At 35.1% G+C, this 23,625-nt stretch carries 25 protein-coding genes and 1 pseudogene; 13 read left to right on the forward strand and 13 right to left on the reverse strand.

Features of this window, described 5'->3' with window-relative positions:
• The first annotated feature begins 9 nt into the window (after window positions 1-9).
• From MKY37_RS10390 to rlmH, 4 genes are all read left to right on the forward strand, one after another.
• Complete coding sequence (locus tag MKY37_RS10390; protein WP_340776730.1) at window positions 10-798, forward strand: MBL fold metallo-hydrolase; 789 nt, start codon at window positions 10-12, stop codon at window positions 796-798.
• Window positions 799-1,075: 277 nt separating this feature from the next.
• Window positions 1,076-2,308: a S1C family serine protease gene (locus MKY37_RS10395; protein ID WP_445323063.1), complete on the forward strand. Its 1,233-nt coding sequence runs from the start codon at window positions 1,076-1,078 to the stop codon at window positions 2,306-2,308.
• Between the two features lie 167 nt (window positions 2,309-2,475).
• Window positions 2,476-2,643 (forward strand): CxxH/CxxC protein, encoded by a 168-nt coding sequence (locus tag MKY37_RS10400; protein WP_340776733.1) that lies wholly within the window; start codon window positions 2,476-2,478, stop codon window positions 2,641-2,643.
• Window positions 2,644-2,730: 87 nt separating this feature from the next.
• On the forward strand, window positions 2,731-3,210 hold the full coding sequence (rlmH, locus tag MKY37_RS10405) for a 23S rRNA (pseudouridine(1915)-N(3))-methyltransferase RlmH (protein ID WP_090567388.1): 480 nt from the start codon (window positions 2,731-2,733) through the stop codon (window positions 3,208-3,210).
• A gap of 100 nt (window positions 3,211-3,310) precedes the next feature.
• Here the strand turns inward: rlmH and MKY37_RS10410 are convergent, their stop codons facing one another.
• From MKY37_RS10410 to MKY37_RS10430, 5 genes and pseudogenes are all read right to left on the reverse strand, one after another.
• The gene (locus tag MKY37_RS10410) at window positions 3,311-3,703 is read right to left on the reverse strand and encodes a hypothetical protein (protein WP_340776738.1); all 393 of its coding nucleotides are present in this window, start codon (window positions 3,701-3,703) and stop codon (window positions 3,311-3,313) included.
• Window positions 3,704-3,978: 275 nt separating this feature from the next.
• Window positions 3,979-4,806, reverse strand: a complete 828-nt coding sequence (locus MKY37_RS10415; protein WP_340776740.1) for a hypothetical protein — start codon at window positions 4,804-4,806, stop codon at window positions 3,979-3,981.
• Window positions 4,796-5,320 (reverse strand): RNA polymerase sigma factor, encoded by a 525-nt coding sequence (locus MKY37_RS10420; protein ID WP_340776742.1) that lies wholly within the window; start codon window positions 5,318-5,320, stop codon window positions 4,796-4,798. Before MKY37_RS10420 ends, MKY37_RS10415 begins: the two co-directional genes overlap by 11 nt.
• Window positions 5,321-5,837: 517 nt before the next feature.
• Complete coding sequence (locus MKY37_RS10425) at window positions 5,838-7,085, reverse strand: DUF4153 domain-containing protein (protein WP_340776745.1); 1,248 nt, start codon at window positions 7,083-7,085, stop codon at window positions 5,838-5,840.
• A gap of 70 nt (window positions 7,086-7,155) precedes the next feature.
• Window positions 7,156-7,269, reverse strand: a pseudogene (locus MKY37_RS10430) (helix-turn-helix domain-containing protein); the annotation flags it as partial.
• 1,048 nt (window positions 7,270-8,317) lie between these two features.
• Here MKY37_RS10430 and gltS point away from each other — a divergent pair.
• Window positions 8,318-9,502 carry a sodium/glutamate symporter gene (gene gltS / locus MKY37_RS10435; RefSeq protein ID WP_340776747.1) on the forward strand — a complete coding sequence of 395 codons (1,185 nt, stop codon included), beginning with the start codon at window positions 8,318-8,320 and terminating at the stop codon, window positions 9,500-9,502.
• Window positions 9,503-9,866: 364 nt separating this feature from the next.
• Here gltS and MKY37_RS10440 read toward each other — a convergent pair whose 3' ends face one another.
• From MKY37_RS10440 to MKY37_RS10465, 6 genes are all read right to left on the reverse strand, one after another.
• Window positions 9,867-10,139 (reverse strand): hypothetical protein, encoded by a 273-nt coding sequence (locus tag MKY37_RS10440; protein WP_090567416.1) that lies wholly within the window; start codon window positions 10,137-10,139, stop codon window positions 9,867-9,869.
• On the reverse strand, window positions 10,136-10,801 hold the full coding sequence (locus MKY37_RS10445; protein ID WP_340776751.1) for a hypothetical protein: 666 nt from the start codon (window positions 10,799-10,801) through the stop codon (window positions 10,136-10,138). Before MKY37_RS10445 ends, MKY37_RS10440 begins: the two co-directional genes overlap by 4 nt.
• 167 nt (window positions 10,802-10,968) lie before the next feature.
• Entirely contained in the window at window positions 10,969-11,391 is a 423-nt protein-coding gene (locus tag MKY37_RS10450) for a MarR family transcriptional regulator (RefSeq protein WP_090567422.1), read from the reverse strand.
• 239 nt (window positions 11,392-11,630) lie between these two features.
• Window positions 11,631-12,008, reverse strand: a complete 378-nt coding sequence (locus MKY37_RS10455; protein ID WP_340776758.1) for an STAS/SEC14 domain-containing protein — start codon at window positions 12,006-12,008, stop codon at window positions 11,631-11,633.
• A gap of 149 nt (window positions 12,009-12,157) precedes the next feature.
• Window positions 12,158-12,934: an alpha/beta fold hydrolase gene (locus tag MKY37_RS10460; RefSeq protein ID WP_340776760.1), complete on the reverse strand. Its 777-nt coding sequence runs from the start codon at window positions 12,932-12,934 to the stop codon at window positions 12,158-12,160.
• 26 nt (window positions 12,935-12,960) lie between these two features.
• Window positions 12,961-13,089 (reverse strand): hypothetical protein, encoded by a 129-nt coding sequence (locus MKY37_RS10465; protein WP_340776762.1) that lies wholly within the window; start codon window positions 13,087-13,089, stop codon window positions 12,961-12,963.
• 252 nt (window positions 13,090-13,341) lie between these two features.
• On the opposite strand from MKY37_RS10465, the gene MKY37_RS10470 reads away from it, so the two are divergent.
• The 6 genes from MKY37_RS10470 (at window position 13,342) to MKY37_RS10495 (ending at window position 19,217) form a co-directional block, all read left to right on the forward strand.
• Complete coding sequence (locus tag MKY37_RS10470; RefSeq protein ID WP_340776764.1) at window positions 13,342-14,460, forward strand: ABC transporter; 1,119 nt, start codon at window positions 13,342-13,344, stop codon at window positions 14,458-14,460.
• A gap of 13 nt (window positions 14,461-14,473) precedes the next feature.
• The gene (locus tag MKY37_RS10475) at window positions 14,474-15,664 is read left to right on the forward strand and encodes an ABC transporter permease (protein WP_340776768.1); all 1,191 of its coding nucleotides are present in this window, start codon (window positions 14,474-14,476) and stop codon (window positions 15,662-15,664) included.
• Between the two features lie 16 nt (window positions 15,665-15,680).
• Window positions 15,681-16,589 (forward strand): ABC transporter ATP-binding protein, encoded by a 909-nt coding sequence (locus MKY37_RS10480; protein WP_340776770.1) that lies wholly within the window; start codon window positions 15,681-15,683, stop codon window positions 16,587-16,589.
• Window positions 16,590-16,968: 379 nt separating this feature from the next.
• Window positions 16,969-17,718, forward strand: a complete 750-nt coding sequence (locus MKY37_RS10485) for a methionine ABC transporter ATP-binding protein (protein WP_340776772.1) — start codon at window positions 16,969-16,971, stop codon at window positions 17,716-17,718.
• Window positions 17,711-18,373: a methionine ABC transporter permease gene (locus MKY37_RS10490; RefSeq protein ID WP_340776774.1), complete on the forward strand. Its 663-nt coding sequence runs from the start codon at window positions 17,711-17,713 to the stop codon at window positions 18,371-18,373. The genes MKY37_RS10485 and MKY37_RS10490 overlap by 8 nt, the downstream gene beginning before the upstream one ends.
• A gap of 16 nt (window positions 18,374-18,389) precedes the next feature.
• Window positions 18,390-19,217 (forward strand): MetQ/NlpA family ABC transporter substrate-binding protein, encoded by an 828-nt coding sequence (locus MKY37_RS10495; protein WP_340776777.1) that lies wholly within the window; start codon window positions 18,390-18,392, stop codon window positions 19,215-19,217.
• A gap of 203 nt (window positions 19,218-19,420) precedes the next feature.
• Here the strand turns inward: MKY37_RS10495 and MKY37_RS10500 are convergent, their stop codons facing one another.
• Both MKY37_RS10500 and MKY37_RS10505 read right to left on the reverse strand, forming a co-directional pair.
• On the reverse strand, window positions 19,421-20,632 hold the full coding sequence (locus MKY37_RS10500; protein ID WP_340776779.1) for a hypothetical protein: 1,212 nt from the start codon (window positions 20,630-20,632) through the stop codon (window positions 19,421-19,423).
• 413 nt (window positions 20,633-21,045) lie between these two features.
• Window positions 21,046-21,270 (reverse strand): hypothetical protein, encoded by a 225-nt coding sequence (locus MKY37_RS10505; protein ID WP_340776781.1) that lies wholly within the window; start codon window positions 21,268-21,270, stop codon window positions 21,046-21,048.
• A gap of 241 nt (window positions 21,271-21,511) precedes the next feature.
• Here MKY37_RS10505 and MKY37_RS10510 point away from each other — a divergent pair, with 241 nt between their 5' ends.
• Window positions 21,512-23,020, forward strand: coding sequence for a malate:quinone oxidoreductase (locus tag MKY37_RS10510; RefSeq protein WP_340776783.1), 1,509 nt, complete (start codon window positions 21,512-21,514; stop codon window positions 23,018-23,020).
• A 179-nt stretch (window positions 23,021-23,199) separates the two neighbouring features.
• On the forward strand, window positions 23,200-23,421 hold the full coding sequence (locus tag MKY37_RS10515; RefSeq protein WP_340776785.1) for a DUF1540 domain-containing protein: 222 nt from the start codon (window positions 23,200-23,202) through the stop codon (window positions 23,419-23,421).
• Window positions 23,422-23,625: the final 204 nt, after the last annotated feature.

Raw genomic sequence — 23,625 nt, forward strand, 5'->3', positions numbered from 1 at the left:
GTTTTAATAATGAAGTTCAGTGTATTGGCAAGTGGTAGTAGTGGTAACGCTATTTATGTGGAAAATGATGAACATTCCTTTTTAGTAGATGTAGGCTTAAGTGGAAAAAAGATGGATCAATTATTTCAGGAAATTGATCGGGATATAAAAAAGCTGTCAGGAATTTTCATCACACATGAGCATAGTGATCATATTAAAGGATTAGGTGTTTTAGCTAGAAAGTATGGAGTTCCCATTTTTGCAAATGAAAAAACTTGGTCTGCAATGGATCCACTTATCGGAAATGTTCCATTAGACCAGCGATTTCAATTTGATATGGAAACCGTAAAAAAGTTTGGCTCAATTGATATTCAATCTTTTGCAGTATCCCATGATGCGGTTGATCCGATGTTTTACATTTTTCATGAAAACGGTAGGAAACTTGTTTTAATAACGGATACTGGATATGTGAGCGATCGAATGAAAGGGCATATTAAAGGAGCAGATTCCTTTGTCTTTGAAAGCAACCACGATGTTAGTATGCTACAGATGGGACGTTATCCTTGGTCAATTAAACGAAGAATATTAAGTGATGTAGGACATGTCTCCAATGAGGATGCTGCAGTTGCTATGAGTGAAGTAATTGATGTGAAAAATACAAATATCTATTTATCACATTTAAGTAAAGATAATAATATGAAAGATCTAGCTCGTATGAGTGTTACGCAAACACTTCAGTCCTGTGGTGTGATTGCGGGAGAGTATGTGCATCTACATGACACAGATGCCAATAAACCAACAGAGCTAGTTCTTGTGTAAATAAGAAAAGCACAAGTAGCCTATGTAGATCTGAATAGCGCAGAAGAATTGCAATGAAGGAGTTCTTTACCTGTATAGGTAATTCTGAAGTGACCCAAGTGGCTAAACAGATAATAGGAAAAATCATATACTTTCTTCTCTTTTAATCGAAGTTCCAAATACTATGAATGTAGTATTTGGAACTTTTATTTATTTTTTAAGTAATTTTCATCTTATTTTAATGTGGAATGGGTACATTGTTAATACAGGCATATTAGAAGAAGAGAGGAAGAGAAAGATGGATATAAATAACCCATATGGACCACAATTACCAAACGAACAACCACCGATAGAACCCCAAAAAAGAAATGGAAAAAAACGAGGCTTAGCCGGCTATTTCTTTAGTGGACTTGCAGGTGTATTAGTTGGTGCATTACTTGTATGGTTTTTAATACCTTCCGTTGTCACTAATCTACCATCGGGCGGTGAAACGAAATCGAATGAAACAACACAACAAACCCAACAGCTTTCAGTAGATGTCACTACAGATGTAACTGATGCTGTAGAAAAAGCTTCAAGTGCTGTTGTTGGAATAACAAATATTCAATCAGTCTCAAACTTCTGGAGTCAATCAGAAGCTACACAGGATGTTGGCACAGGCTCTGGTGTTATCTATAAAAAAGAAGATGGTAAAGCTTATATTATTACAAATTATCATGTTATTGAAAATGCAAAATCTGTAGAAGTAACATTAGCTGATGGCTCAAAAGTAGAAGCAAATATTGTAGGGGAAGATATTTGGACAGATTTAGCTGTTCTTGCAATTGATGATACTGGCATAGAAGCAGTTATAGAATTTGGTGACTCAGATGCATTAAAACAAGGGGAAACGGTTATTGCTATCGGTAACCCTTTAGGACTTGATTTTTATGGCTCCGTTACAACGGGAGTAGTATCTGGTAAAGACCGTGCAGTACCAGTTGATTTAAACGGAGATGGTTTAGAGGATTGGCAGTCAGAGGTTCTACAAACAGACGCAGCGATTAACCCTGGTAACAGTGGAGGTGCCTTGATTAACTTAGCAGGACAGCTAATCGGTATTAACTCGATGAAGATTTCTGAATCTACAGTAGAAGGAATGGGTCTTGCAATTCCAGTCAATTCAGCTATCCCGATCATTGAGGATTTAGAGCAAAATGGAAAAGTAAATCGTCCATCCATGGGAATCACCCTTATTGATTTGACGAATGTACCTGCATTTCACCAAAAAGAAACATTAAAATTACCAACCGAAGTTACAACTGGAGTAGTAGTTGACGAAGTAGTGGAAGGAACTCCAGCTGCACTTGCAGGGATGAAATCATATGATGTCATTGTAGAAATGGACGGAGAAAAAGTAGAAAATACTATTGAGTTACGAAAACACTTATATAACGAAAAAGAAACTGGGGACGAACTAAAAGTGAAAGTGTACAGACAAGGAGAACTAGTCGAATTAACACTCCTTTTAAAGCAATCATCAGAATTATAAACATGTGGATAACTTAGTAATGCAAATAAAAGATTTACACAGCGGGTAGGAAAAGAAAAGCTTGTCTTTCCTACTCGTTTTTCATTTGGTAAAATAGGTTGTGGATAACAACGGATGATTTGTGCATAACTATTAAAAGTATTCCGACAATGAAAGGAGAGATAAAAGTGAGAATATTCAGTTGTGAAACCCATATAAACCACGCTTTAGACATGTTCGTAGCAGAACAAAAAACATTTCCTATGCTAGAGGAATTAAAGGATGAAGAAAAGTTATCCACAGTTTGTACCTACTGTGAGTCGTCTGCATTATATATTGTGGCAAAAGAAAATTGAAACACAAGATGTAGATAATTGTTGTGGATATGTGCATAAGTGATGTGTATAACTTGTTTGTAAACGAAATGTAAAGGTGGATAACCTGTGAATATACAAATTGTATCGGTGGGAAAATTAAAAGAAAAGTATTTAAAAATGGGGATAGAGGAATATACAAAGCGATTAGGTGCATATGCCAAAATCGATTTAGTGGAAGTACCAGATGAAAAAGCACCTGAAAATTTAAGTGAAGCCGATATGGAAATTGTTAAGAAAAAAGAAAGTGATCGAATTTTAGCTAAAATAGGATTGGACACATATGTAATTGCCTTAGCAATAGAAGGGAAAATGAAAAGTTCGGAGCAGCTAGCAAACGATATGGAGTCTCTCATGACTTATGGTAGAAGTAAAATCGCTTTTGTCATTGGCGGATCTCTTGGTTTACACGAAGATGTAATGAAACGTTCTGACGAAAAATTGTCTTTCAGTAAAATGACATTACCACATCAGTTAATGAAGTTAGTGTTAGTAGAGCAGGTTTACCGAGCTTTTAGGATTATGAAGGGTGAACCGTACCATAAGTAAAGGCGGTTTTTTTGAAAAATAGCAACAGCACCACTCCAAAATAAATGGAAGGTGCTGTTTTCGTTTATTAAACATTTGTTGCAAGTAGGCTTATTTTTTCTTACTCTAATGTTTTTCCCATCAATAATGAGGCAAGGATTGTATTTAATTTTTCTTCTTCCATACTATAAGTGATGTTCTTACCACCAGCTAACCCATCTTCTACATATTTTATAAAACCATTGTCATATAAATGATATTCAATATAATATTGCAAGCCGTCCTCCATAAATCTTATTTTCGTATAATTTTCACTCATCGATAAACGCTTCGTTTTCTTTAAATCTAATTTATTAAACGCCTTTAGCATTTGTTGTACTTCATCATCATGAAAGCTTGTATATACTCGTTTTTCCGGATATTGCACAATCGACAATGAATTAAGGCGTTCCGGCGTTACAAATTGAAAATCTTCCAGAATTTTCGATGTTTCACTAAGGTGATATTGTTCCACCAAATATTAAGTTAGAAACAAAATAGGTATCATGATTACGCTTAATATAATCTTTCGCACCATAGCCACTCCCTTTCTCTTACCTTCGTAAAATAATGGAAAAAGTTTCGGTTATGAAAATTCCTAGTTAATAAGATGAGGTGAGCCATATCATAAATAAGAATAAATACAAATTAAGCCATCGAACTAGTAATGTTCCTAGTCTGATGGCTTGTTTCTTGTTTTACTTGATGTTAAAAAACACTAAAGCAGATATCTAATTTGCATAAGCACGGTTAAGGAGTAAAGAGATTGTTGATTATTGCCACTAGACGCCACGCACCTTCTTCATCTTGTTCGAAAACCAGGTTGAGACTTCTCCAATCCATTCCACTATATTGTTCGGTACCAGCATGATAAAACTCAACAATTTTTGAATCAGGAAAAACCGTTTTTAAATAATTGGTAGGGTCCACTTCTTGATTTTGTGTATCGACAAAGACTTCATCCGATTTAAAGAATCGCTTTACTTGAAGATGCTTGTCGAAATAGTCCGCTGGCGTCAATTGTATTTCCATGTTCGCTTCTCCATAGCCCCACAAATACGTTGTCTCACTTTCTAATAGTGATGGTACCTCATTCTTTTCAAATCTTACTGTATCGTCCATCACAGAAAAATAAGGGGAAAACAGTAAACCTTTCTCTGTGTGTACATGACTGGATAGTACATCCATATCATGGTCATAGATCGCTTGAAGAATCTCTGTAGCTTGTTGCTCGAGCAGGAGGGGATCATACACATTGTTGTCCTCTTCTTCGCCAGGCGTCTGTTCGAATTCTTGGTCAACGTCCTGATTAATGGGTATAGGATTCTCTCCACCGGATGAGTTTGGATTATCATTTAATAGATTTACGGATAGAATACTAACGATTACGACAGCCGCCGCCGTAACCATCCCTACTTTTGCTTTAATGAGAAACACTCCTTTTCGTTTTTGTCGGATTTCAGAATCTTCGATGGTGTCCATCACTTGTTGATGGAGGAGAGCTTGAGTAGACTGGCTCATGTGATATGGCGGAAATTCGTTTAATTTCTCCTGGACATTTTTTAGATTATCCTTCATGAGATTCCCTCCAATTCGGTTCATTTTGTAATGCCTTGACTGCACGATGATAGTTGGTTCGAACGGCGGTTTCTTTGCATCCTAGTATTTGTGCTGTTTCACTCACGGACAATCCTTGAATGCCCCTTAAAATTAGCACATCCCGATATTTCTTTTTTTGCTGATTGATCCTACTGTACAATTCTTGTTTCTCCTCATGCCCTATCAGAATTTGCTCAGGAGAAAATCCGATGTGCTGATCCAAAGTTTCCTCATGGAAAGCCACATTCGTTCGACTGATCTTTGTTTTGTTCTTTCTCGCTTTGTCGATGGCTAGATTACGGGCAATGCTAAAGAGCCAAGTTTTGGGCGTCGCATGGTTTCGGTAGGTGCTCATACCTTTAGCTGCCTTAATAAACACTTCTTGTACGAGATCTTCTACATCACGAGTTCCTGAATAGTAAACTAAAAAATTGAAAACATCTTGGCTATAGAGAAAAAACCAAGTGGAAATAATCTCTCTTTCGTTCTGCATTTATTTTGATCCTCCTATATAGGTCTCTGCTTATTAGACGATTTTTATTTCATGATGTGTCAAAAAATGGCGCGATAAGTTTTTTGTTCTAAACACTGGATGGATTTTACTCCAACAAGGAGGTAAATAGATACACGTATTGGAGAATTTGATGGAGGTGTTATTATAAACCAAAGCTGGTGTGACAGCGTATATATGGGTTAAATTGTATGTTTTTATTGTGTTTTCTCATCTCACGAAATAAAGGGAACTTCCTGGTTAGCAGGTGTTCCCTTATACGATAGGGGATTACATGGTCTTTGTTGAACTAGTTGCTAAAGAAGTAGAGGCTTCATTAGATTTATATTTAAGTGCTCTATAAAAACTGCATTTTTACATGGTGAGGTGAGCCGTACCATAAGTAAATGAAGTTCTTTTAGAAAAATAAAAAGCCAAAAATGAAAAAGTTATGAGCATAACTTTTTCATTTTTGCTGTTTATAAAGAAGATCAACATCCGTTACATTAATATTGCCTTTCTAATTAAAAAAGAAAGGAAAAGTAAATGTAACGAAAGCCGCCCAAAGTCCGTAAACTGGCAAATACTTAGTGACCGCATCTTGGATGGGTGAAGGTCCGGTCTTGTTTTGTAGAAAACGCATATATGAGACCATAATCCAAATAAGATTTCCCCAGATGAGTATGTTTACACCTAAAACAGCAAGTCTGTTTGGTGTAATCCCATAAGAAGAAAGTCTGAACACAATGGCTGACAAAGCCACACTGTCAATGATAAGCGCAAGAGCAATTAAGGAAAAATTTATATAATCTGAAATGTTCTTTTTCTCGTCTGAGTCGCTTTCGGTAATAGAAAATATGGTAACGGCCAATACACCAAGGAGTATTCCGTTGAAGGCTATCAGGAAATTGCGGTCCAAGAATGGATTTTTTCCGACCCATATAACCGTTATAAGATAGACCAACAATGTGACCAGGACAAGAGGACTAAAAATTTTAGCTATATATGGTGTAATATTCTTTGCAAGTTTAAGATTCATTGATACTAGGTATGCAGCCACAATAGCAAGAGCGGCAGCACCAAATAAAACGATATTACTAAAATAGAATTCTTCTATATCCAAGCCAACAAAGCTAAATAACTGCATGGTCAATGCCGCTAGCACCATTCCGCTAACTGCCATACTGGCGTAGAGAATAAAAAATTCCAAATTAAATTTAATATAGGCTAATCTTGTACTGCCTTTTGAATATTCATTTCCTGTAAATGCAAGCCCTACCAATACCCACAAGAATATAGGAAGGTGTAAATAAGCAAGGATAATACTGTCTTTGTAATTTAATGGAAGCATATTAAGATAAAACCCGGAAATTAGGAACAACGCTGCAAGGGAATAAATAACAATTTTTTTCGGCGTATTATTGTAAACAAAATACGCAGCAATAAAGGGAATTATACCAAAAGCCAGGTTAATTGGAGCAATTGCTTCCTGTTCGACAAAATGGAAAATGATTCTGGTGGTTATCCCGGCCATAATGGCTAAAATGCCCATGAATAAGAAACTTTTTTGAAGCAAGGAAGATTTTTCTGAATGTGCCGTTTCCTTGAAATGCAATCTTTCATACCAAATGCCAAGAACCTGTGAATCAGGATTTTGTCCCCATGCGTCTGTGAATGACTTTTTAAAGGCTTTGGGGTCATTTCTAAACATTCTCTCCAGCTCATGGGGATTAGCAATATTTTCAATAATTAAATTTGTACTGTCCATGATTATACCTCCCTCATAATTGTCATATTAAGTCCTACTTTCCTCAACAATGACTATTAATCAAACTCTCTTACTTTTGACTGCCTTCGTCTCTTTTGTATTCTAAAATATCTCCAGGCTGACTTTCTAATGATATACAAACCGCCTCTAGAGTTGATAATCGAATCGCTTTTGCCTTTCCATTTCATGAAAAGCACCTCTCATAAGTACCGTTTATTAGATATTAACACGTTATTTATTGATAAACAATAAATATATATTCATTTTTATATCATTTTTGTTGTTAATAAGTTATTAAGGAGAAAATAAAACATTCCTCTTTACAAATAATGCTCTATAGGGTATATCTCATGAGCCTCAATCGAACTACTGTTAATCACTATAAAAAGCTGACTTTGTGTATAAAAAAGTGAGCCGCAAATAAGCCAAATAAAAATTGAAGAACCTCATTTCGATGTGTCACGGGGAACGGTATCATAAGTAAGTGCGGTTTATAGAGAAGACCATCTGAAACGTTGATAGGACAATGATTTAGGTGGTTGTCTTTTATATTATGTAAATTGTCAAGTCGAACATTGTTGAAGTAAATGATAATGTAGGAAATCTTGTTTTTGTCATCGTTGAGGTGGAGAATGGGTGTCACTTTCTTTTGCCGATTCTTACCTTGCAATCTGACGTCCTTTTATTGACCTATTACTATTAATGCCGGTAGTAAATGGAATTGAGGCAAAAGAAAAGTTTAGCGAGAGCTAATTGATAAATAGAGTAAAATTCACCTTTTTTCAAAATATATAACCGGAAATGTAGGATTTTGTAGGATTTAATAAGTATCCGGTAAAATATTAGTATAAAGATATCCCTTAGGAGTGAAAGCGCTTACTAAACAGGGGAAAGGAAACTTATTATAGAGAAAAAATTAAATTTACTAAGGTATATTAAATTTTTACCGTGCGAATACTAGGATTTATTATTGGAATATAAGGATAGTTACCTAGTGTATCGGCATTAGTTTAGGGTGAATCTTTTGTTAAAGTATAGCAGCTGCAATCTTTAGATAGGCAAATCTGTCGTGATCAGCTGATTGCATTCATTCGGCACATACGTGTAAATGTCAAAATGACAAGCTTTAACATATCCGAGGTTAACCTAGATCTTGATGAGAACGGCTGATTGTTTGGCTGGGAGGAACTTCATCAAGCGAGCGGTAAAGCTTTTTAGAAAGGTGAAGATATATGATTGAACTTAACCAAATTACAACTCTGTTCCTTGCAGTAGCTCTCTATTTGTTTGGAATGGCACTTGTCAACCGGATTGGATTCCTTAACCGATTTCTAATCCCTGCCCCTGTAGTCGGCGGTTTGATATTCGCTACTTTGGCACTCGTGTTGAAAACTACGGGGATTGTCGAGGTTTCATTGGATACATCGCTTCAGACGCTGTTTATGATCGCTTTCTTTACGACGGTCGGCCTTGGGGCAAGCTTCAAGCTCATCAAACTGGGTGGGAAGCTCTTAGTCATCTACTTGCTTTTGTGTGGCGTCACGGTGTTCTTGCAGAACGTAATCGGCGTTTCGTTTGCCGAGTTGTTTGGAATTGACCCACTGTTAGGTGTCATGGCTGGAGCAGTTTCTATGAACGGAGGACATGGCGGTGCTGCGGCATATGGACAGACGATTGAGGATTTGGGCATTTCCTCAGCCTTAACGATTGGGATGGCCGCCGCCACACTTGGACTGATTTGCGGTAGCCTTTCCGGTGGCCCGGTTGCACGTTACCTGATTAAAAAACATGATTTAAAGCCGGCAACAGGTAAAATAGAAGGGTATGTAGAGAAAGATGAAAGACCGATTCAAGAGCGGTCTTTCATGATTCAGGTTGCCCTCATCACGTTCTCGATGGCAGTGGGAACGTATCTAGGTGATTTGTTTACGAATGTGACTGGCTTCGTCCTGCCGTCCTATATCGGGGCGATGTTCGTGGCGGTCATTGTCAGGAATCTTGCCGATCGCTTTATAAAAGGCACGGTGAACATGAAGGAGATCAACTTAATCGGTGATGTTTCGCTTGCGATTTTTCTCTCGATGGCACTGATGAGCATCAAGCTATGGGAAGTCGCAGATCTAGCACTACCACTCATCGGCATTATACTCATACAGGTTATCGTCGTCGTCTTGTATGCCCTCTTTGTGATGTTCCCATTGCTTGGCAAGGATTACGATGCGGCTGTTATGATCTCGGGATTCTTAGGCCACGGGCTGGGAGCAACACCGAACGCAATGGCGAACATGTCCGCGACCGTGAGCAAGTATGGTCCTTCTCGTACGGCGTTCCTAGTCGTGCCAATTGTTGGTGCATTCCTGATCGATGTTGTATTTAGCGCGCCAATCATTATCACGACCATTAACTTGTTCAAGTGATTTATTGAAATGACGGTTTTCAGATTAACTATTTCTGATTTAATAAAAAAAGCTTCTAGTCCTTGTCTATCGGCTAGAAGCTTTTTTGTATAGATAAGGCTGAGGAGGAAAAAAGTTTTCTTCCAAAAGAGAGAATCTTTACGTCAACAATATTTTTTATATCCACAAAGTACACTCCTCGCATACCTATCCATGCAAGCTTATTTGTTAGCTCACGTATCAAAAACTTCTATATAATATAGGTGATTATTAGTAAAAACATACTTATATTATTAGCTCTTCTCCTAGATGATTAGTGGTTTAGTCACTATTCTAAAAAATGAGCGTTACAGGCATTAAAATCAGCAAATAGGTGTACAGAAGTTTAATACCTAAGCTTGGAAATACAGAATGTCATAGAACGTTTTACATAAAGTGAGGAAAAGAAAAGCAATATAGAAACAATTAGTGAGAAAGGGATGCTTAAAGGTACTGGAATGTTAACGTCTTGCCAAATACTCATTTCTATTTTGTCCAGTCCAAATGTACGCAAAATGCCTGCTAAGATTGATATTAATGCACTTGCCATCAACCCTACATATAGAATAGATAGAACCGGAATTGCTAATAAACAAAAAAATGCTTGGATTATTTTCATTTCTTTTTACTCCTAATATGCTGTACTTTGGCATTAAGCGAGATTGAATAGCTCTCTGTGTAATAAAGTGTGTGTATAATACAATTATCTCCTACCGTCACAATATCCCCTTCAACAATTTCCGCATTTGTATTGGAAAGATGCACGTTTTTCCCTTTTATGGATTTGCAAATCAGGTTTTTCTTCAATAAAGAGATAGATAACTTATTTTTTTCTACACATATCTCGTCTGCAATAAGTTGTTCGACGTCACTTCTACCAGACAATTTTAAATGAAACTGTTCTGCTTGTATCTCCTTCGCTTTTATAATTCCAATTACATGTAACTGTTTTACTTGTAAACTTTGTTCAATTGTTAGTTTTCCTGAACTGTTAATCTTAGATATTTTTCCATCCCGCAGTTTTAAGTCTCCCGCATTTGAAAGCTCATCAATTTCGCAAAAATCTTTGATGACACAAGCTCCTGTATTTTTAAAAATATTCGCTGAAACGAGAGAATGAAAAGAGCTATGACCATGTGTGGAAATTTCCCTTAATCGTACTTCTTGGTGTAAAGCTACAGAACCTCGGATATTTAATTGTTCACAGTCTGTGGCTAAGTTTTTAATATTGCCACTCGTAAAAGTTAAACTGCGGAGCTTTGAAATCCGTTCATTTGTCATGGATAAACACCTCACATTAATTTAATTAGTATATATTTTAATTACTAAAATATATTTTAATTAAACTATATGCAGGTTTGTTTTGTCAATAACAAAAAATTGTACATAAAAGGCAATTTTAAATAGGCACGCCACATATTGAGACAATAAAAAAAGGATTTCAATTTTTATGAAATCCCTAAAAGTTTTCCCATTAACTGATTTACATCAATTAAAACTTTTGCAATATCTGTTAGTTTTTCTTGTGGAAATTTCAAAAATATTTCTTGTACTTTAATTTCTCCATCCTTCGTTAAAACCATTTTCACTACTCTTCGGTCTTCATTTTCTCTAATTCGTTCTAATAGATCTAATTTTTCTAGTTTATCGCACATTGATGTAACTGCTCCAGGTGTTACACTGAAAAAATCAGCAATTTCAGTTGCTTTCATTCCACCCTTAATTTTCAATTGAAGAAGAAGTATAAGCTGGTTTTGAGATAATGATTCTCCTTCAGAGAGCATGTTGACGAACATCATAGATTTTTGCTGTACTTCAAGCATCTCTCTCATTATTATTTCCACATTGTACATTTGATTATTAATTGTCATTTAATCACAGCCCATTATAATATTTACTAGTTTAATTATATAGCAAGTATATATTTAATTTTGGTTATTGCAAATATCCTTACAGTATTAACATTATGATGCAAGTGGAAAAAAGTATTTACAATAAAGAACTCACTTTGTTCTATCACTGTGACCCGTATTATTCTAGAGTTGCTAAGCAATTTGAAAAGAAATACGGACAAAAACCAGTCGATTAGGCAACTGGTTCAATACAGGAATTATATTGGGTATTCATTTAACCAAATTAACGCGTGTTCATAATTATTGAAGAAGTTTACGGATTCTTTTGTATTGGTTTGTTGTAAATAATTCATTATTTCCCCTTCATCAAGGAGAAACGCAATTGCCTTGCTATGATTCAAAATATTTTCGTTGAAGAACTTATCTTTCCATGCTTTTTGAACAGAAAAATGATCTGGAGTGTATCCTTTTCTATCCACTAACAATTTGAATTTACGACCCTCGGAAATAAAAAGCTGACAAGCCTGATTAAAGCCGTTAAACCATTCACTGACATCGTTTGTATTAATCTTACCAATAAGGTGCGTAACGATTAAATCTCCTGAAACTGTAGTGCTAATATTTTGTCCACTCAATTTGAAATTCCCTCCTTAGTAACAATTATGCGTACAAATCTCCTAAAATCAATACGTAGTAATTCTTAAAATACAACTGAACATTCAAAGGAAAATGCACTTGAGGGTAGCAAATAAAAAGATAGAAGAACCAACAGATTTAAAATATTTTATTTTAAACGCTTCATAAAATTTTGGATATGATCCGTAACATCCTCCGGATTATCTCTGTTCGTTAGATGATGCGCATTAGTAATTGTATAAAATTCGGCATCTTTGATATTAGCTGTCAAATATTGCTGTTGTCTTCCGACCATATTGTCCTTTTCACCATGCAAAATCATAGTTGGACATTGAATTTTATTTAGATCATTTTTACTTTCCATTCGCAAATTTCCACTCCAATGTCGTAAGAAATTATCTTTTGTCATCTTAGAGAAGGATTCCATAACGAAAGCATGATTTTCTGGATTAATCTTTGAGATAACATCGGCGGTCCACTTTGCAGTCATATTAAACGGAAGAAAACGAAGGCTAAACTTGCTAATAGGAGTTGTATATTTTTCGAACCAGTTAAAACTATTTGTAAACGGAGTACTAATTAAAATAAGACCTTTAACTCTTTCTGGATATCGAATGGCTGTTTGAATTGAAATATGTCCGCCCATGGATAAGCCACATAAGACTGTTGACTGGATTTCGAGATAATCCAGTAGTGAAATTAAATCTCTCGAGAAATCCTCAGGATCTACCTTGCCAGAGGGCAAGCTAGAATATCCATGGCCTCGTACATCCCAAACGATGGTTTGATATTCATTTGACAACTCATTTACTTGAGGTTCCCATTGTTTGTGATACATCGAATGTCCATGAGTGAAAATAATAGGTTCCCCTGATCCGTTAATTTTATAAAAAAGCTTAACGTTATTTACCTCATATACCGGCATAAGATTCATTCCTTTCTTTCACATTCTCAAGATTGCTTCAATATAATATTGAAGCAATCATCAAGCCATTGCTCCAATGTACGTGTAGAATCATTTAGCCAAATCATGAGTGAACCAGCTATAGCGCCTTGTAGAATGCGAGCTGTTGTTTCCACTTGGTCTAGTTCGATATTAAAAAGCTCACCGTCCTCTATAAATATAATGTTACTTTTTTTTCTAAAGAAGGTATATTTCGGATGAGTATAGAATTATTGATAGAGAATTAAAAATATTCTTGTTAATTATCTCATTTCAAAGACCTATATGTAACTTAAATAAACGGAGTATTAATAAAGTATGTGAAATTTAATGAATAATACAGATGATGAATTACTTTCATCTTGTTTTTGCTGGAGGAGTGAAATCGTATGAGAAGTATGTTGAAAACGCTTTTTATAATAGAAAGGACAGATAAGAAGAATATTTTTGCTTGTTTAATTGTAGCGCTTAGTATTATTGGGATGGTTGTTTATGCGAATGCAACAGAATTAGGCAATCCGATTAAAGAAAAATCAATTGAATCGTTACCAGCCAAGGTAGCTATGAATAAATTTCAAATTGTTGATGCTAGTGAATACGGGGATGGTAGTGATATATACAAAAATATCGTGAAACAATATTACACTTATCCAAAACAAGGGATGGCATTAAAAACAGAGCAGCCTGAGTTATTTATAGAAACAGCATTAGAGTTAACCGAATTACGCAAACAAGCTTTTGAAATGGATGATTATGATCTGGTAGCCGTAAACTTGCCATCCAAAATACAAAATGAAATGGATTCTTACTATTACCAATATTTAAAGGAGAACGATTTGGTATTGTCTTTTGGGTCACTGAGCTTCTATCCATTTCTAGCGTTTTTATTTAGTATAGTAGGATCAGTTTGGTTTGTTCTTATCTGTATTTACGCATCTAACATTATGATAGATGATTTCCGACATACCTCTCTTATTAAAGGTTATCCTATCGCTTTTACCAAGTATGTATTAGCGAAATGTATGACTTCAATGGGGATTGTTTTTATTTTTATTATAGAGCTTATTGTATGTAGTTTGCCGCTAATCTATTTTAAAGGACTGGGACAAGCTTCTTATCCAGTAGCTGTTTTTAATGGGGAAGTAACAATTTATCCAATTTACAAATACATAGCAGTTTCGATTGTATATATGATTTGCTTGGCAGTTTTTGCAATTTTATTGTCCGTAATTTTAAATGTACTATTAAAAAATGTTTATTTAACTTTATTTGTACAGATCATCCTTGTCGTCATACCAATTTTATTTCCAGCTCTAATTGAGCTTTTACCATTTAATCCGTTTAACTATGTAAACTTTCCAAGTGTTTTAAATGGAGATACTCTGAATTTAGAAACCCCGGTCGCGTTGAATAGCAATGCAGGCTTGGTCATTTTATGCATTAGCATAGTATTGCTGATGGCAGTTATTAAATGGTTTTTATCGACAGGTAAGCTTCAGAAAATATAGGGGGGTGTAAGATATGTGGGCTTATTTTAAATGGGAGTTTAAGCAATTTTTTACGAATAAGAAAAACATAGCTGTTTATGTCATTTTACTTTTTTTAGGTTTATATTTTGTATTAAAAGTTGCACCTTCGTATGAACCTATTGAAAAAGTCGATGTAGCTGAGATGGAAGCACGTTTCACGACAAAAGATGATTTTATCAAAAGTGTAGAAGGAAAAGATAATATACATCCTTCAGTTGCTTTTGCACTTGCAGTATTCCCTCAGTGGAATGAATATGATAGGGCAAGAATTGATGCAATTGGTGAAAAGGATTATCTAAAATATGCAGAAGCAACAGCGGGATGGTACCTGTATTCAGACCAACTAACTGTTAACAGTGACTCTTTCTTCTATAATCCTCTCTATTACACCTATGGTAATAATTATGCCCATGCTGATGGTCATTATGGTTATGGCTATACGGCTAGTCGATTTACCGGCTATGTAGAAGGAAGTTCTGAGCTGTCGATGGGGTTGTTTGAAGAAAGAACTGCTCTACAAACGTTACAACGTATGTTAAATGATTATCTACCAATTGTACTGTTTATAAGTTGTATCTTTTTATCTGTAGATATTGTGTTGAAAGATCGTCGTAACCCTAGTTTATTAAAAGGATTTCCGATTTCTGATTGGAAAAAGCTATTGATGAAAGGGCTAGTTGCTTTTGTAGGAAGTATTTTGTCATTTGTTCCTCTATACGTAGTTTTTATAGTTATCGGATTACAAAATGGTTTTGGTGATTTTTCACTCCCGGTGCCTATCTATTCTTACATAGAAGAAACCTTTACCAATATGACTATGAGTACATTTCTATTGAAAAACATATTGTTTATTGGTGTTTGGTTCTTATTCTTAATAGCAATCATTTTGTTCCTAAGTATCATTGTAAAGGCTGAGTTTGCTAATTTATTTGTCAGCTTTATCATAATTGCAGCTGAGTGGATTTATTTTGAACGAGTAATGGGAGCATATTCAGATATTGAGCGCTACCCAACATCATATGTGCAAGTAGGACAAGTCATTTCAGGATATAGAAATTTTGTTTATCAGTCGCCCGACTTAACTTACCAACACGGGTTATCAATTATAGGATGTTGTACACTCTTCTTGGTGATATTGACGCTGATTGTGAGTAAATTTAAAAGGTTTAAGTTAATAGCTTAGGGAAAGGGTGATGGACATGCTGGAATTAAAACAAATAGGTGTTAAGTTTGGAGATAAATCAGTATTAAAGGATATATCAATTACGTTTCAATCTGGTGAAATTATTGGTTTAGTAGCGCCAAACGGAACAGGGAAATCGACACTGATGAATGTAATCATGAACTATTTGTCGCCCAATCAAGGTCAGGTGATTTTAAATAATGAATTACAATATTCAAGTAAAGCAAACGAGGTGAAGATACATCAAGGTGTATCTATGATGCCGGACCAAAGTGATTTATATAATCATGTATCTGGAAAGAACCATCTGAAGATCTATCAGGCAATGTGGAATAGTAATCCCAAGTTAATCGACGACACGATTGTACAGCTTGGAATGGATTCATATGTGAAGAAAAAAACAGGCACCTATTCTTTAGGAATGCGCCAACGGTTATGCTTTGCTATGCAAATTGTCTCTAACACACAGGTGATGCTGATGGATGAAGTTATGAATGGCTTAGATCCAACGCATGTAGAGCTAATATCCCAAATACTTTTGCAAAAGAAAGCGGAAGGTAAAACAATTATTATTGCTTCACATTTATTAGAAAACCTTGAGCAATATGCGGACCGTATATTTTTTATGAAAAATGGGGAACTAAAGCTAGTAGATGAATTGGTACCTGGCTTTACTGACAATAAGGTAACAACGGTTCGAGTCTCCAATTTTTCACAAGAGCATCTTGAAGTATTTAAGAAGCAATTTTCAGGACTGCATGTGCAGACATTACCAAGTGGCAAAACGCTTATCGATGTAAGTGAGCAGGACACAATGATATTAGGTGATATCACACAGTATTTAATAGGGCAGCAGCTGACCGATTTTAGCTTTGGTAAGTTGACATTGAATGATTTATATTCGATGGAGTACCAACAAAGTTAATTACTTCTAAAAACAGAGCTGGCTTGCGATTCTCGGAATGGACCTTACGAATGTTCCTTTTTAAAAGATAGAAGGGTGACGGACAGACCAAGTCATAAGATTACCGAGAAAAGAGATGCTAGTCGTGACGTCAGTCATGACCAGCATCTCCCCTAAAAAAACGGTTATAATATAGCAACAAGTCAGATCAAAGCCACTTCGAAAAAGATAGAAATAAGTTTTGAAATTAAAGGACCGGGCATCTTTTTTGCCCGGTTTTTCTTATTTGTGATTAGTTCCATACAATCGGAAAAGCATCTGCTAAATGACAGTACAAGTATATTCGGCTATAATTAAAAACATTGTAATCACCCTTCAACTAATAGAAAGGGGTTTTTTTGTGATTAAATTACATAATGTCAGTAAAAGTTTTTCAACATTTCAAGCTATTAAGTCTGTTTCCTTAACGATAGACAAAGGCGAGATTCACGGAATTATTGGAGCTAGTGGAGCAGGCAAATCCACTTTACTTAGATTAATGAATTTACTGGAAATCCCTGATGAAGGTGAAGTAGAGGTTAATGGTCAAAGGTTAACAAATTTGAGCAGCAAAGAACTTCGGCAAGCACGAAAAAAAATAGGGATGATTTTTCAGCATTTTAATCTAGTGGCAAATAAAAACGTTTATGAAAATGTTGCCGTTTCCCTGGAGTTGGCCAATGTTCCCAAAAAAGAACAAAAGAGTCGTGTTATGGAGTGTCTTCAATTTGTTGGCTTGGAGAATTTAATGGAACAATATCCAGCACAGTTAAGTGGTGGACAAAAGCAGCGCGTTGCAATTGCAAGAGCACTAGCGAATAATCCCCAAGTTTTGTTATGCGATGAACCCACCTCTTCTCTCGATCCAAATACAACTGCTGAAATACTAGAGGTATTAGAAACTATTAATAAAAATCTAGGTGTTACAATTGTTATTGTCAGTCATGAGATGGAAGTCATTAAAAGTATATGTAATCGTGTAACTGTTATGGCAGATGGAGAAATATATCAAACAGTATTAATTGATCCAGTCAGGATTCAAATTAAAGATAATAGACCTAGCTACTTTGTGGAGCAGTTAACAAAGGATGGGGAGATGGACGATGCCTGAGATATTAGTTCAATATGAGGCTGAAATTTGGATGTCGATTGGTGAAACCTTTATAATGGTTGGTGCATCTATAGTAGCAGCAATTTTATTAGGTCTTCCAGTTGGAACGTTACTTTTCCTTTGTCGAAAGGGTCAGGTTCTCGAGAATCGTTTAGTTTTTACTGTTTTAAATTTATTGGTAAATATTATCCGTTCTTTTCCATTCTTATTATTAGTTGTTTTTTTAATTCCTTTTACAAGATTAATCATAGGGACAGCTATAGGTACAGCTGCTGCAGTTGTTCCTTTATCGATAATAGCGATTGCGCATTATTCAAGATTAGTTGAGCAATCTTTATTGGACGTACCAAAAGGTGTAATGGAAGCGGCAATATCAATGGGTGCTTCTGTTAAGGAAATTATATTTAAATTTCTTTATGTCGAGACTAGATCTGGTCTTGTTCTTGGATTAACGACATCGATTATTAGTTTTATTTCCTATTCGACAATAATGGGAGTAGTTGGAGGTGGAGGTATAGGTGACTTTGCTATCCGCTATGGATATCAACAATTTAAAACAGATTTAATGATTTATATGATTATTATTATGATTATATTAGTACAGCTTATTCAATTTGTTGGTACAACTGTAGCCAGACTGATTGATAAGAGATAGATAATAGGAGGAAAACATGAAAAAATTACTTTTTTTAATGACAATATTTGTATTAATTTTAGCTGGTTGTAGTCAAAAAAATGAGGCGAATGATAAAGAAAAAGCACAGGAAAATGATCAGGAGGAAGTGACGTTGAAAGTAGCATCGTTAATTCCACCAATGACAGAGATTCTTGAACTTATTAAACCAAAATTAGCGGAGGAATCGATTAAACTTGAAATTGTGGTATTAGGAGATAATGTTCAGCCTAACAGTGCTCTAGCAGCAGATGAAGTAGACGCAAACTTCTTCCAGCATGTGCCTTATATGGAGGAATTCAATAGAAACAACGATGCAGATTTAGTTCCGATTGTACCAATCTATTTTGCGAATTATGGTACATATTCTAAAGAATATAATTCGATGGATGAACTACCGGAGGAAGCAGTTATCGCTATTGCGAATGACGTTTCAAATATAGATCGTTCGTTAGCATTGTTAGCTCAACATGATGTAATCACTTTAAAAGAGAAAACAGGTCCTTACTACACGAAAGCTGATATTGTAGAAAATCCAAAAAACTATAAGTTTGAAGAAGTAGATTTGTTAATGCTAGCGAGAATGTACGATGATGCAGATGCAGTAGTAATGACACCTGCTTATGCTGCTCCACTTGGATTAACACCAAAAAGTGATGCTCTCCTAACTGAGGGTGATGATAATGACTTTGCCATAACTCTAGTAGCACGCAAAGATAATGAGGATTCAGAGGCAATTAAAAAGCTAGCTGAAGCCATGACAAGTACCGAAGTACGCGAGTTTTTAGAAGAAAATTATGATGAAACCGCAATTCCGGCATTCTAATACAATTAGACTATATTAAAGTTAATGGTTGATTTTGTATAGAAAAATGAGCTTGGAGAATCATTTCCAAGCTCATTTTTTCCTGTTCTTTTTTACTAAAGCACTAGGTTAGTTTAAGTACATCCCTTCACAACTTACGAATACATTTTCATTATACAGTCTATCTGTAGTATATTTTTAAAAATAGGATTCCCTTATAAATACTACTTCTTATTAGTAAAATAATTTATATATCCATCTGATACTTGATCGGTTGATTCATACACTTTTTCAATTGCTCTAGTTGTTCTCTCAGAAAGTATTTGAAGTTTATGCTCGACTCTACTGTCAATATATGGTTCATTCTTTAATTCTTTTACCATAGTCAAAAATGTATCAAAGCCCTGAGTTTTAATTAAGTAATCGGTAAGCAAAAAACCTAAGTTATAAATTTCAAACGCATTGTTGTAATCCATTTTGTTCAAGTCATCTATCGAATAAAAGACCAAATCCCTATTTGATAATAACTTATGCTCCCTATACGGTAAATTATTTAAGTTAATTATAAGTTTACCTGTTGCATCTTTTTCTACTACATGCTGAAGTAAGGTTGCGAAACCCTCTTGAATGTATAGTGATACGTTATCGTTGGAAAAATCAAAGAGCATTTGATGAGATAACTCATGCGCAAGTATATTAAGGGTACTTAAGGATGTAGTCGGTTCAGACGGTTCAATCATGAGTTTAAGCGACTCACCTGTCTCATTCCAACCAGTTGTTCCAAACGAAGGTATAGTGGCAGAAATTTGTTCCCTAGAATCATAAAGTTTTATTGTTATATCCTTTGGGTCCCAACCAAATTCATTATTATATAGATGAACAATATCACTCGCCTCTCTTAACACAGTCAAAGCTTGTTCGTCTAAGTCTGAAACATATAAAACAACAATATTCCCTTCAGATATTGTCTTGAAAGGTACATCATCAATTACCCACTTGTTATTTAATTTAGCAATTGAGTATATAACTTTATTTTGAGTTTCCTTGTCTTGATATTTCATGTTTACAATTAACTCCATATCCCCTTTTTCTGAAGACATTAGATTTACTTCTCCAATGTTCACTGAAAAAGTATAGCCTTGCTCCTTTTTAAAAATCGCGTCTTCCATCCATCTCTTTTGTTCTTTATAAAACAAGGAATTTGCACTGTTTTGAAACTCTAGAAATCCTTCTTCATCATTATTGTCTATAGCTTCAAGCATTGGGACGAGTTGAGACTTTACTAATTCACTTTCATCGGTCATTATTTCCTGTTTTTCAACAGTTTCGTGTTCATCTATTGATTCGAAATTTTCTACTTCTATTTTGCCTGAATCTAGAGCACATCCATAAAGAATAATTACAAGGAAACCTATTAACTTTATAAATTTATTCATTTCACTACCCCCAGTTTCAACAAATTTTCTGCTTCTTTTACTTTCAAATTATTATGTTCGCTCGAAAATAAAGAAACAAAGTTATTAGCCTCTTTATAATAATTTCACACTTTGTAATTATTTTTACAGTTACAGTGGATGTAGCGATAAACATTATAATAGTATAAGTACCTAATTTCCTATCATATTATTCCCTCCTACATTTGCACTTTTAAGACAACTTTATTTTTTCTTTAATAGATTAATATTCTACATATATTTCCAAATACCTTTTTAGTTGAACATGAAAAAGGTGCTGCATTGCAACACACTGGTCCTCCACTAAAGCACAAACAATTGCTACTGCTCGGAAAATGAAAAGATATCACGTTCTTTCATGGCAGTTTAGTAAAGCACATTAGTTTAAGATTAACTTATTCGTTAATACTAAGATAAATGAACTGCCCAATATTTTCTTTGGCTATGTTAAAGGTAAAGGTTGATTTAAATGCACATAAAAATGAGCTTGAGAATGTATCTCCAAGCTCGCTGTATTTTGATGTCCGTTTTTTACTAAAGCACACCGTTAATTTAATAACAGACAGTAAATATCCTAACTCTATGCCGTCCTTCTTATCGATTACGATGAACCGTACCATGAATTTGTGAAAATTATATAGTAGCGGCCCACTGGTAATATTCTCACTATTTACTAACTTTTAAATCGCTTACAAATAGCTTATAATTAACTCGTAATAGAAGATAGATTATTAATAATTGGAATTTATGATATGGTTATAATAGAATGAAAAAAGATGTATTCCTGTAATTTAACTTGACATATAGTTATGCCTAAGTAGTGTACATCCTTTAAACAAATACGGAGTAAGGAAGGTTTATATGAACAAAAGAGAAACTGAAATAGAAACAGAAGTTATCTTAATAGGTGCCGGAATTATGAGTGCTACTTTAGGAACATTATTGAAGGAATTAAAACCAGAATGGAAAGTTAAAGTATTTGAGAAGCTCGATAAAGCAGGAGAAGAAAGCTCTAACGAATGGAATAACGCAGGAACAGGGCACGCAGCGCTATGTGAGCTAAATTACACTTCAGCAAATCCAGACGGCTCTATAAATATTACCAAAGCAATTAACATTAATGAACAATTCCAACTGTCAATGCAGTTTTGGTCTTATCTTGTAAACAGCAAGCTACTAAAAAATCCAGAAGACTTTATTATGCCATTACCCCATATGAGTATGGTACAAGGAGAAGACAATGTAGCTTTTTTAAAGAAACGTTTTGAAGCAATGTCAAATAATCCTCTATTCGAAGGAATGGAATTTTCCGATAATCCAGAAAAACTGAAGGAATGGATTCCGCTTATCATGCAAGATCGTCCAGCGACTGAAGCTATTGCAGCTACTAAAATTGACTCTGGAACGGATGTAAACTTCGGAGCTTTAACACGTATGTTGCTTGACCACCTTAAAAACCAAAACGTTGATATTAACTACAATCATAGTGTGGAAAATCTTAAACGTACGAGTGATGGCAAGTGGGAAGTGAAAGTGAAGAATGATGCTGAAGGTAAAATCGAATACCATACCGCAAAATTCGTCTTCGTCGGAGGTGGAGGCGGAAGTCTTCATTTACTACAAAAATCTGGTATACCTGAAGGAAAGCATATTGGAGGATTCCCGGTAAGTGGACTATTTTTAGTATGTAACAAGCCAGAAGTTATAGAACAGCACCATGCAAAAGTATATGGAAAAGCTAAAGTTGGTGCTCCACCAATGTCTGTTCCGCATCTTGATACTCGATTTATAGACAATAAAAAATCACTATTATTCGGACCGTTTGCTGGTTTCTCACCAAAGTTTTTAAAAACAGGTTCAATGTTGGATTTAGTAACTTCTGTAAAACCAGATAACCTAACAACTATGTTGGCAGCAGGAGCAAAAGAGTTGTCCTTAACAAAATACTTGATCCAGCAAGTTATGCTGTCAAAAGAAAAACGTATTGAAGAATTACGAGAGTTTATCCCGAACGCTAAACTAGAGGATTGGGATACAGTAGTAGCGGGTCAACGTGTACAAGTTATAAAAGATACAGAGACTGGTGGTAAAGGAACACTTCAATTTGGTACAGAGATTGTCACTGCAGCTGATGGCTCTATCGCTGCATTGCTAGGTGCATCTCCGGGTGCTTCTACCGCTGTACACGCTATGATTGAAATACTTTATAGATGCTTCCCGCAACAAATAGAGGAGTGGGAACCGAAAATAAAAGAAATGATTCCTTCTTATGGCGTATCGCTAATGGAAAATCCAGAGCTTTTACACGAAGTCCATACTTCAACAGCAAAGGCACTTGGTCTAAGCCAAAAAGAGGAAGTCTATAGTTAATTCTTTAAAATGAGAATCTTTAATCTGTCTATAGATAGATTAAAGATTCTTTTTTCATTCTTAAGATCAAATGCAAAAAGAAAAATTCTAACATAAATTAAAATCATCGAATTGGACAAGATACTCTATGAGGAGTACTTTTAAGTATTTCTCAAAATATTTCAATGAGGAGGACAACTATGCCAAATGTAGAGGTTAAATGTGCTGTATCAAATTGTGTTTTCCATGCAAAAGGAAATGTTTGTGGAGCAGAACAAATTGAAATAGATATGGATTACAATGCAAACAACAATAATACAGAGTTTGCTTCTGAATTTGATTACCGCTCTATTTCTGAAGAAGCCAGTCATTCTGCAGATACGTGCTGTAAAACGTTCAAGCCTAAAGAAGATCAAAAATAGTATTATTTTTAATAGTACTGAAATGAGGTCCAATTATTTAGGTTTAATATTGGCAGATGTAAACTAAACATTGAGATTAGAGAGGGACTAGAGGGAAGTGTCCTTTAGTCCCCCTTAATAAGAGGGAATTATATTAGAGGCATATTTACTGAAAAAAAGTTGACCTATTTTTGGATAGTGATATTCTAAAAATAGATAGCTTTT

Source organism: Psychrobacillus sp. FSL K6-2836, assembly GCF_038003085.1.
Taxonomy (GTDB): domain Bacteria; phylum Bacillota; class Bacilli; order Bacillales_A; family Planococcaceae; genus Psychrobacillus.

Excerpts from the sequence above, each read along its gene's own strand:
- MKY37_RS10390 (WP_340776730.1), top strand. The coding sequence starts at position 10 with ATGAAGTTCAGTGTATTGGCAAGTGGTAGTAGTGGTAACGCTATTTAT.
- MKY37_RS10395 (WP_445323063.1), top strand. The coding sequence starts at position 1,076 with ATGGATATAAATAACCCATATGGACCACAATTACCAAACGAACAACCA.
- MKY37_RS10415 (WP_340776740.1), bottom strand. The coding sequence starts at position 4,806 with ATGAAGGATAATCTAAAAAATGTCCAGGAGAAATTAAACGAATTTCCG.
- MKY37_RS10420 (WP_340776742.1), bottom strand. The coding sequence starts at position 5,320 with ATGCAGAACGAAAGAGAGATTATTTCCACTTGGTTTTTTCTCTATAGC.
- MKY37_RS10425 (WP_340776745.1), bottom strand. The coding sequence starts at position 7,085 with ATGGACAGTACAAATTTAATTATTGAAAATATTGCTAATCCCCATGAG.
- gltS (WP_340776747.1), top strand. The coding sequence starts at position 8,318 with ATGATTGAACTTAACCAAATTACAACTCTGTTCCTTGCAGTAGCTCTC.
- MKY37_RS10440 (WP_090567416.1), bottom strand. The coding sequence starts at position 10,139 with ATGAAAATAATCCAAGCATTTTTTTGTTTATTAGCAATTCCGGTTCTA.
- MKY37_RS10445 (WP_340776751.1), bottom strand. The coding sequence starts at position 10,801 with ATGACAAATGAACGGATTTCAAAGCTCCGCAGTTTAACTTTTACGAGT.
- MKY37_RS10450 (WP_090567422.1), bottom strand. The coding sequence starts at position 11,391 with ATGACAATTAATAATCAAATGTACAATGTGGAAATAATAATGAGAGAG.
- MKY37_RS10460 (WP_340776760.1), bottom strand. The coding sequence starts at position 12,934 with ATGCCGGTATATGAGGTAAATAACGTTAAGCTTTTTTATAAAATTAAC.
- MKY37_RS10470 (WP_340776764.1), top strand. The coding sequence starts at position 13,342 with ATGAGAAGTATGTTGAAAACGCTTTTTATAATAGAAAGGACAGATAAG.
- MKY37_RS10475 (WP_340776768.1), top strand. The coding sequence starts at position 14,474 with ATGTGGGCTTATTTTAAATGGGAGTTTAAGCAATTTTTTACGAATAAG.
- MKY37_RS10480 (WP_340776770.1), top strand. The coding sequence starts at position 15,681 with ATGCTGGAATTAAAACAAATAGGTGTTAAGTTTGGAGATAAATCAGTA.
- MKY37_RS10490 (WP_340776774.1), top strand. The coding sequence starts at position 17,711 with ATGCCTGAGATATTAGTTCAATATGAGGCTGAAATTTGGATGTCGATT.
- MKY37_RS10495 (WP_340776777.1), top strand. The coding sequence starts at position 18,390 with ATGAAAAAATTACTTTTTTTAATGACAATATTTGTATTAATTTTAGCT.
- MKY37_RS10500 (WP_340776779.1), bottom strand. The coding sequence starts at position 20,632 with ATGAATAAATTTATAAAGTTAATAGGTTTCCTTGTAATTATTCTTTAT.
- MKY37_RS10505 (WP_340776781.1), bottom strand. The coding sequence starts at position 21,270 with ATGGTACGGTTCATCGTAATCGATAAGAAGGACGGCATAGAGTTAGGA.
- MKY37_RS10510 (WP_340776783.1), top strand. The coding sequence starts at position 21,512 with ATGAACAAAAGAGAAACTGAAATAGAAACAGAAGTTATCTTAATAGGT.
- MKY37_RS10515 (WP_340776785.1), top strand. The coding sequence starts at position 23,200 with ATGCCAAATGTAGAGGTTAAATGTGCTGTATCAAATTGTGTTTTCCAT.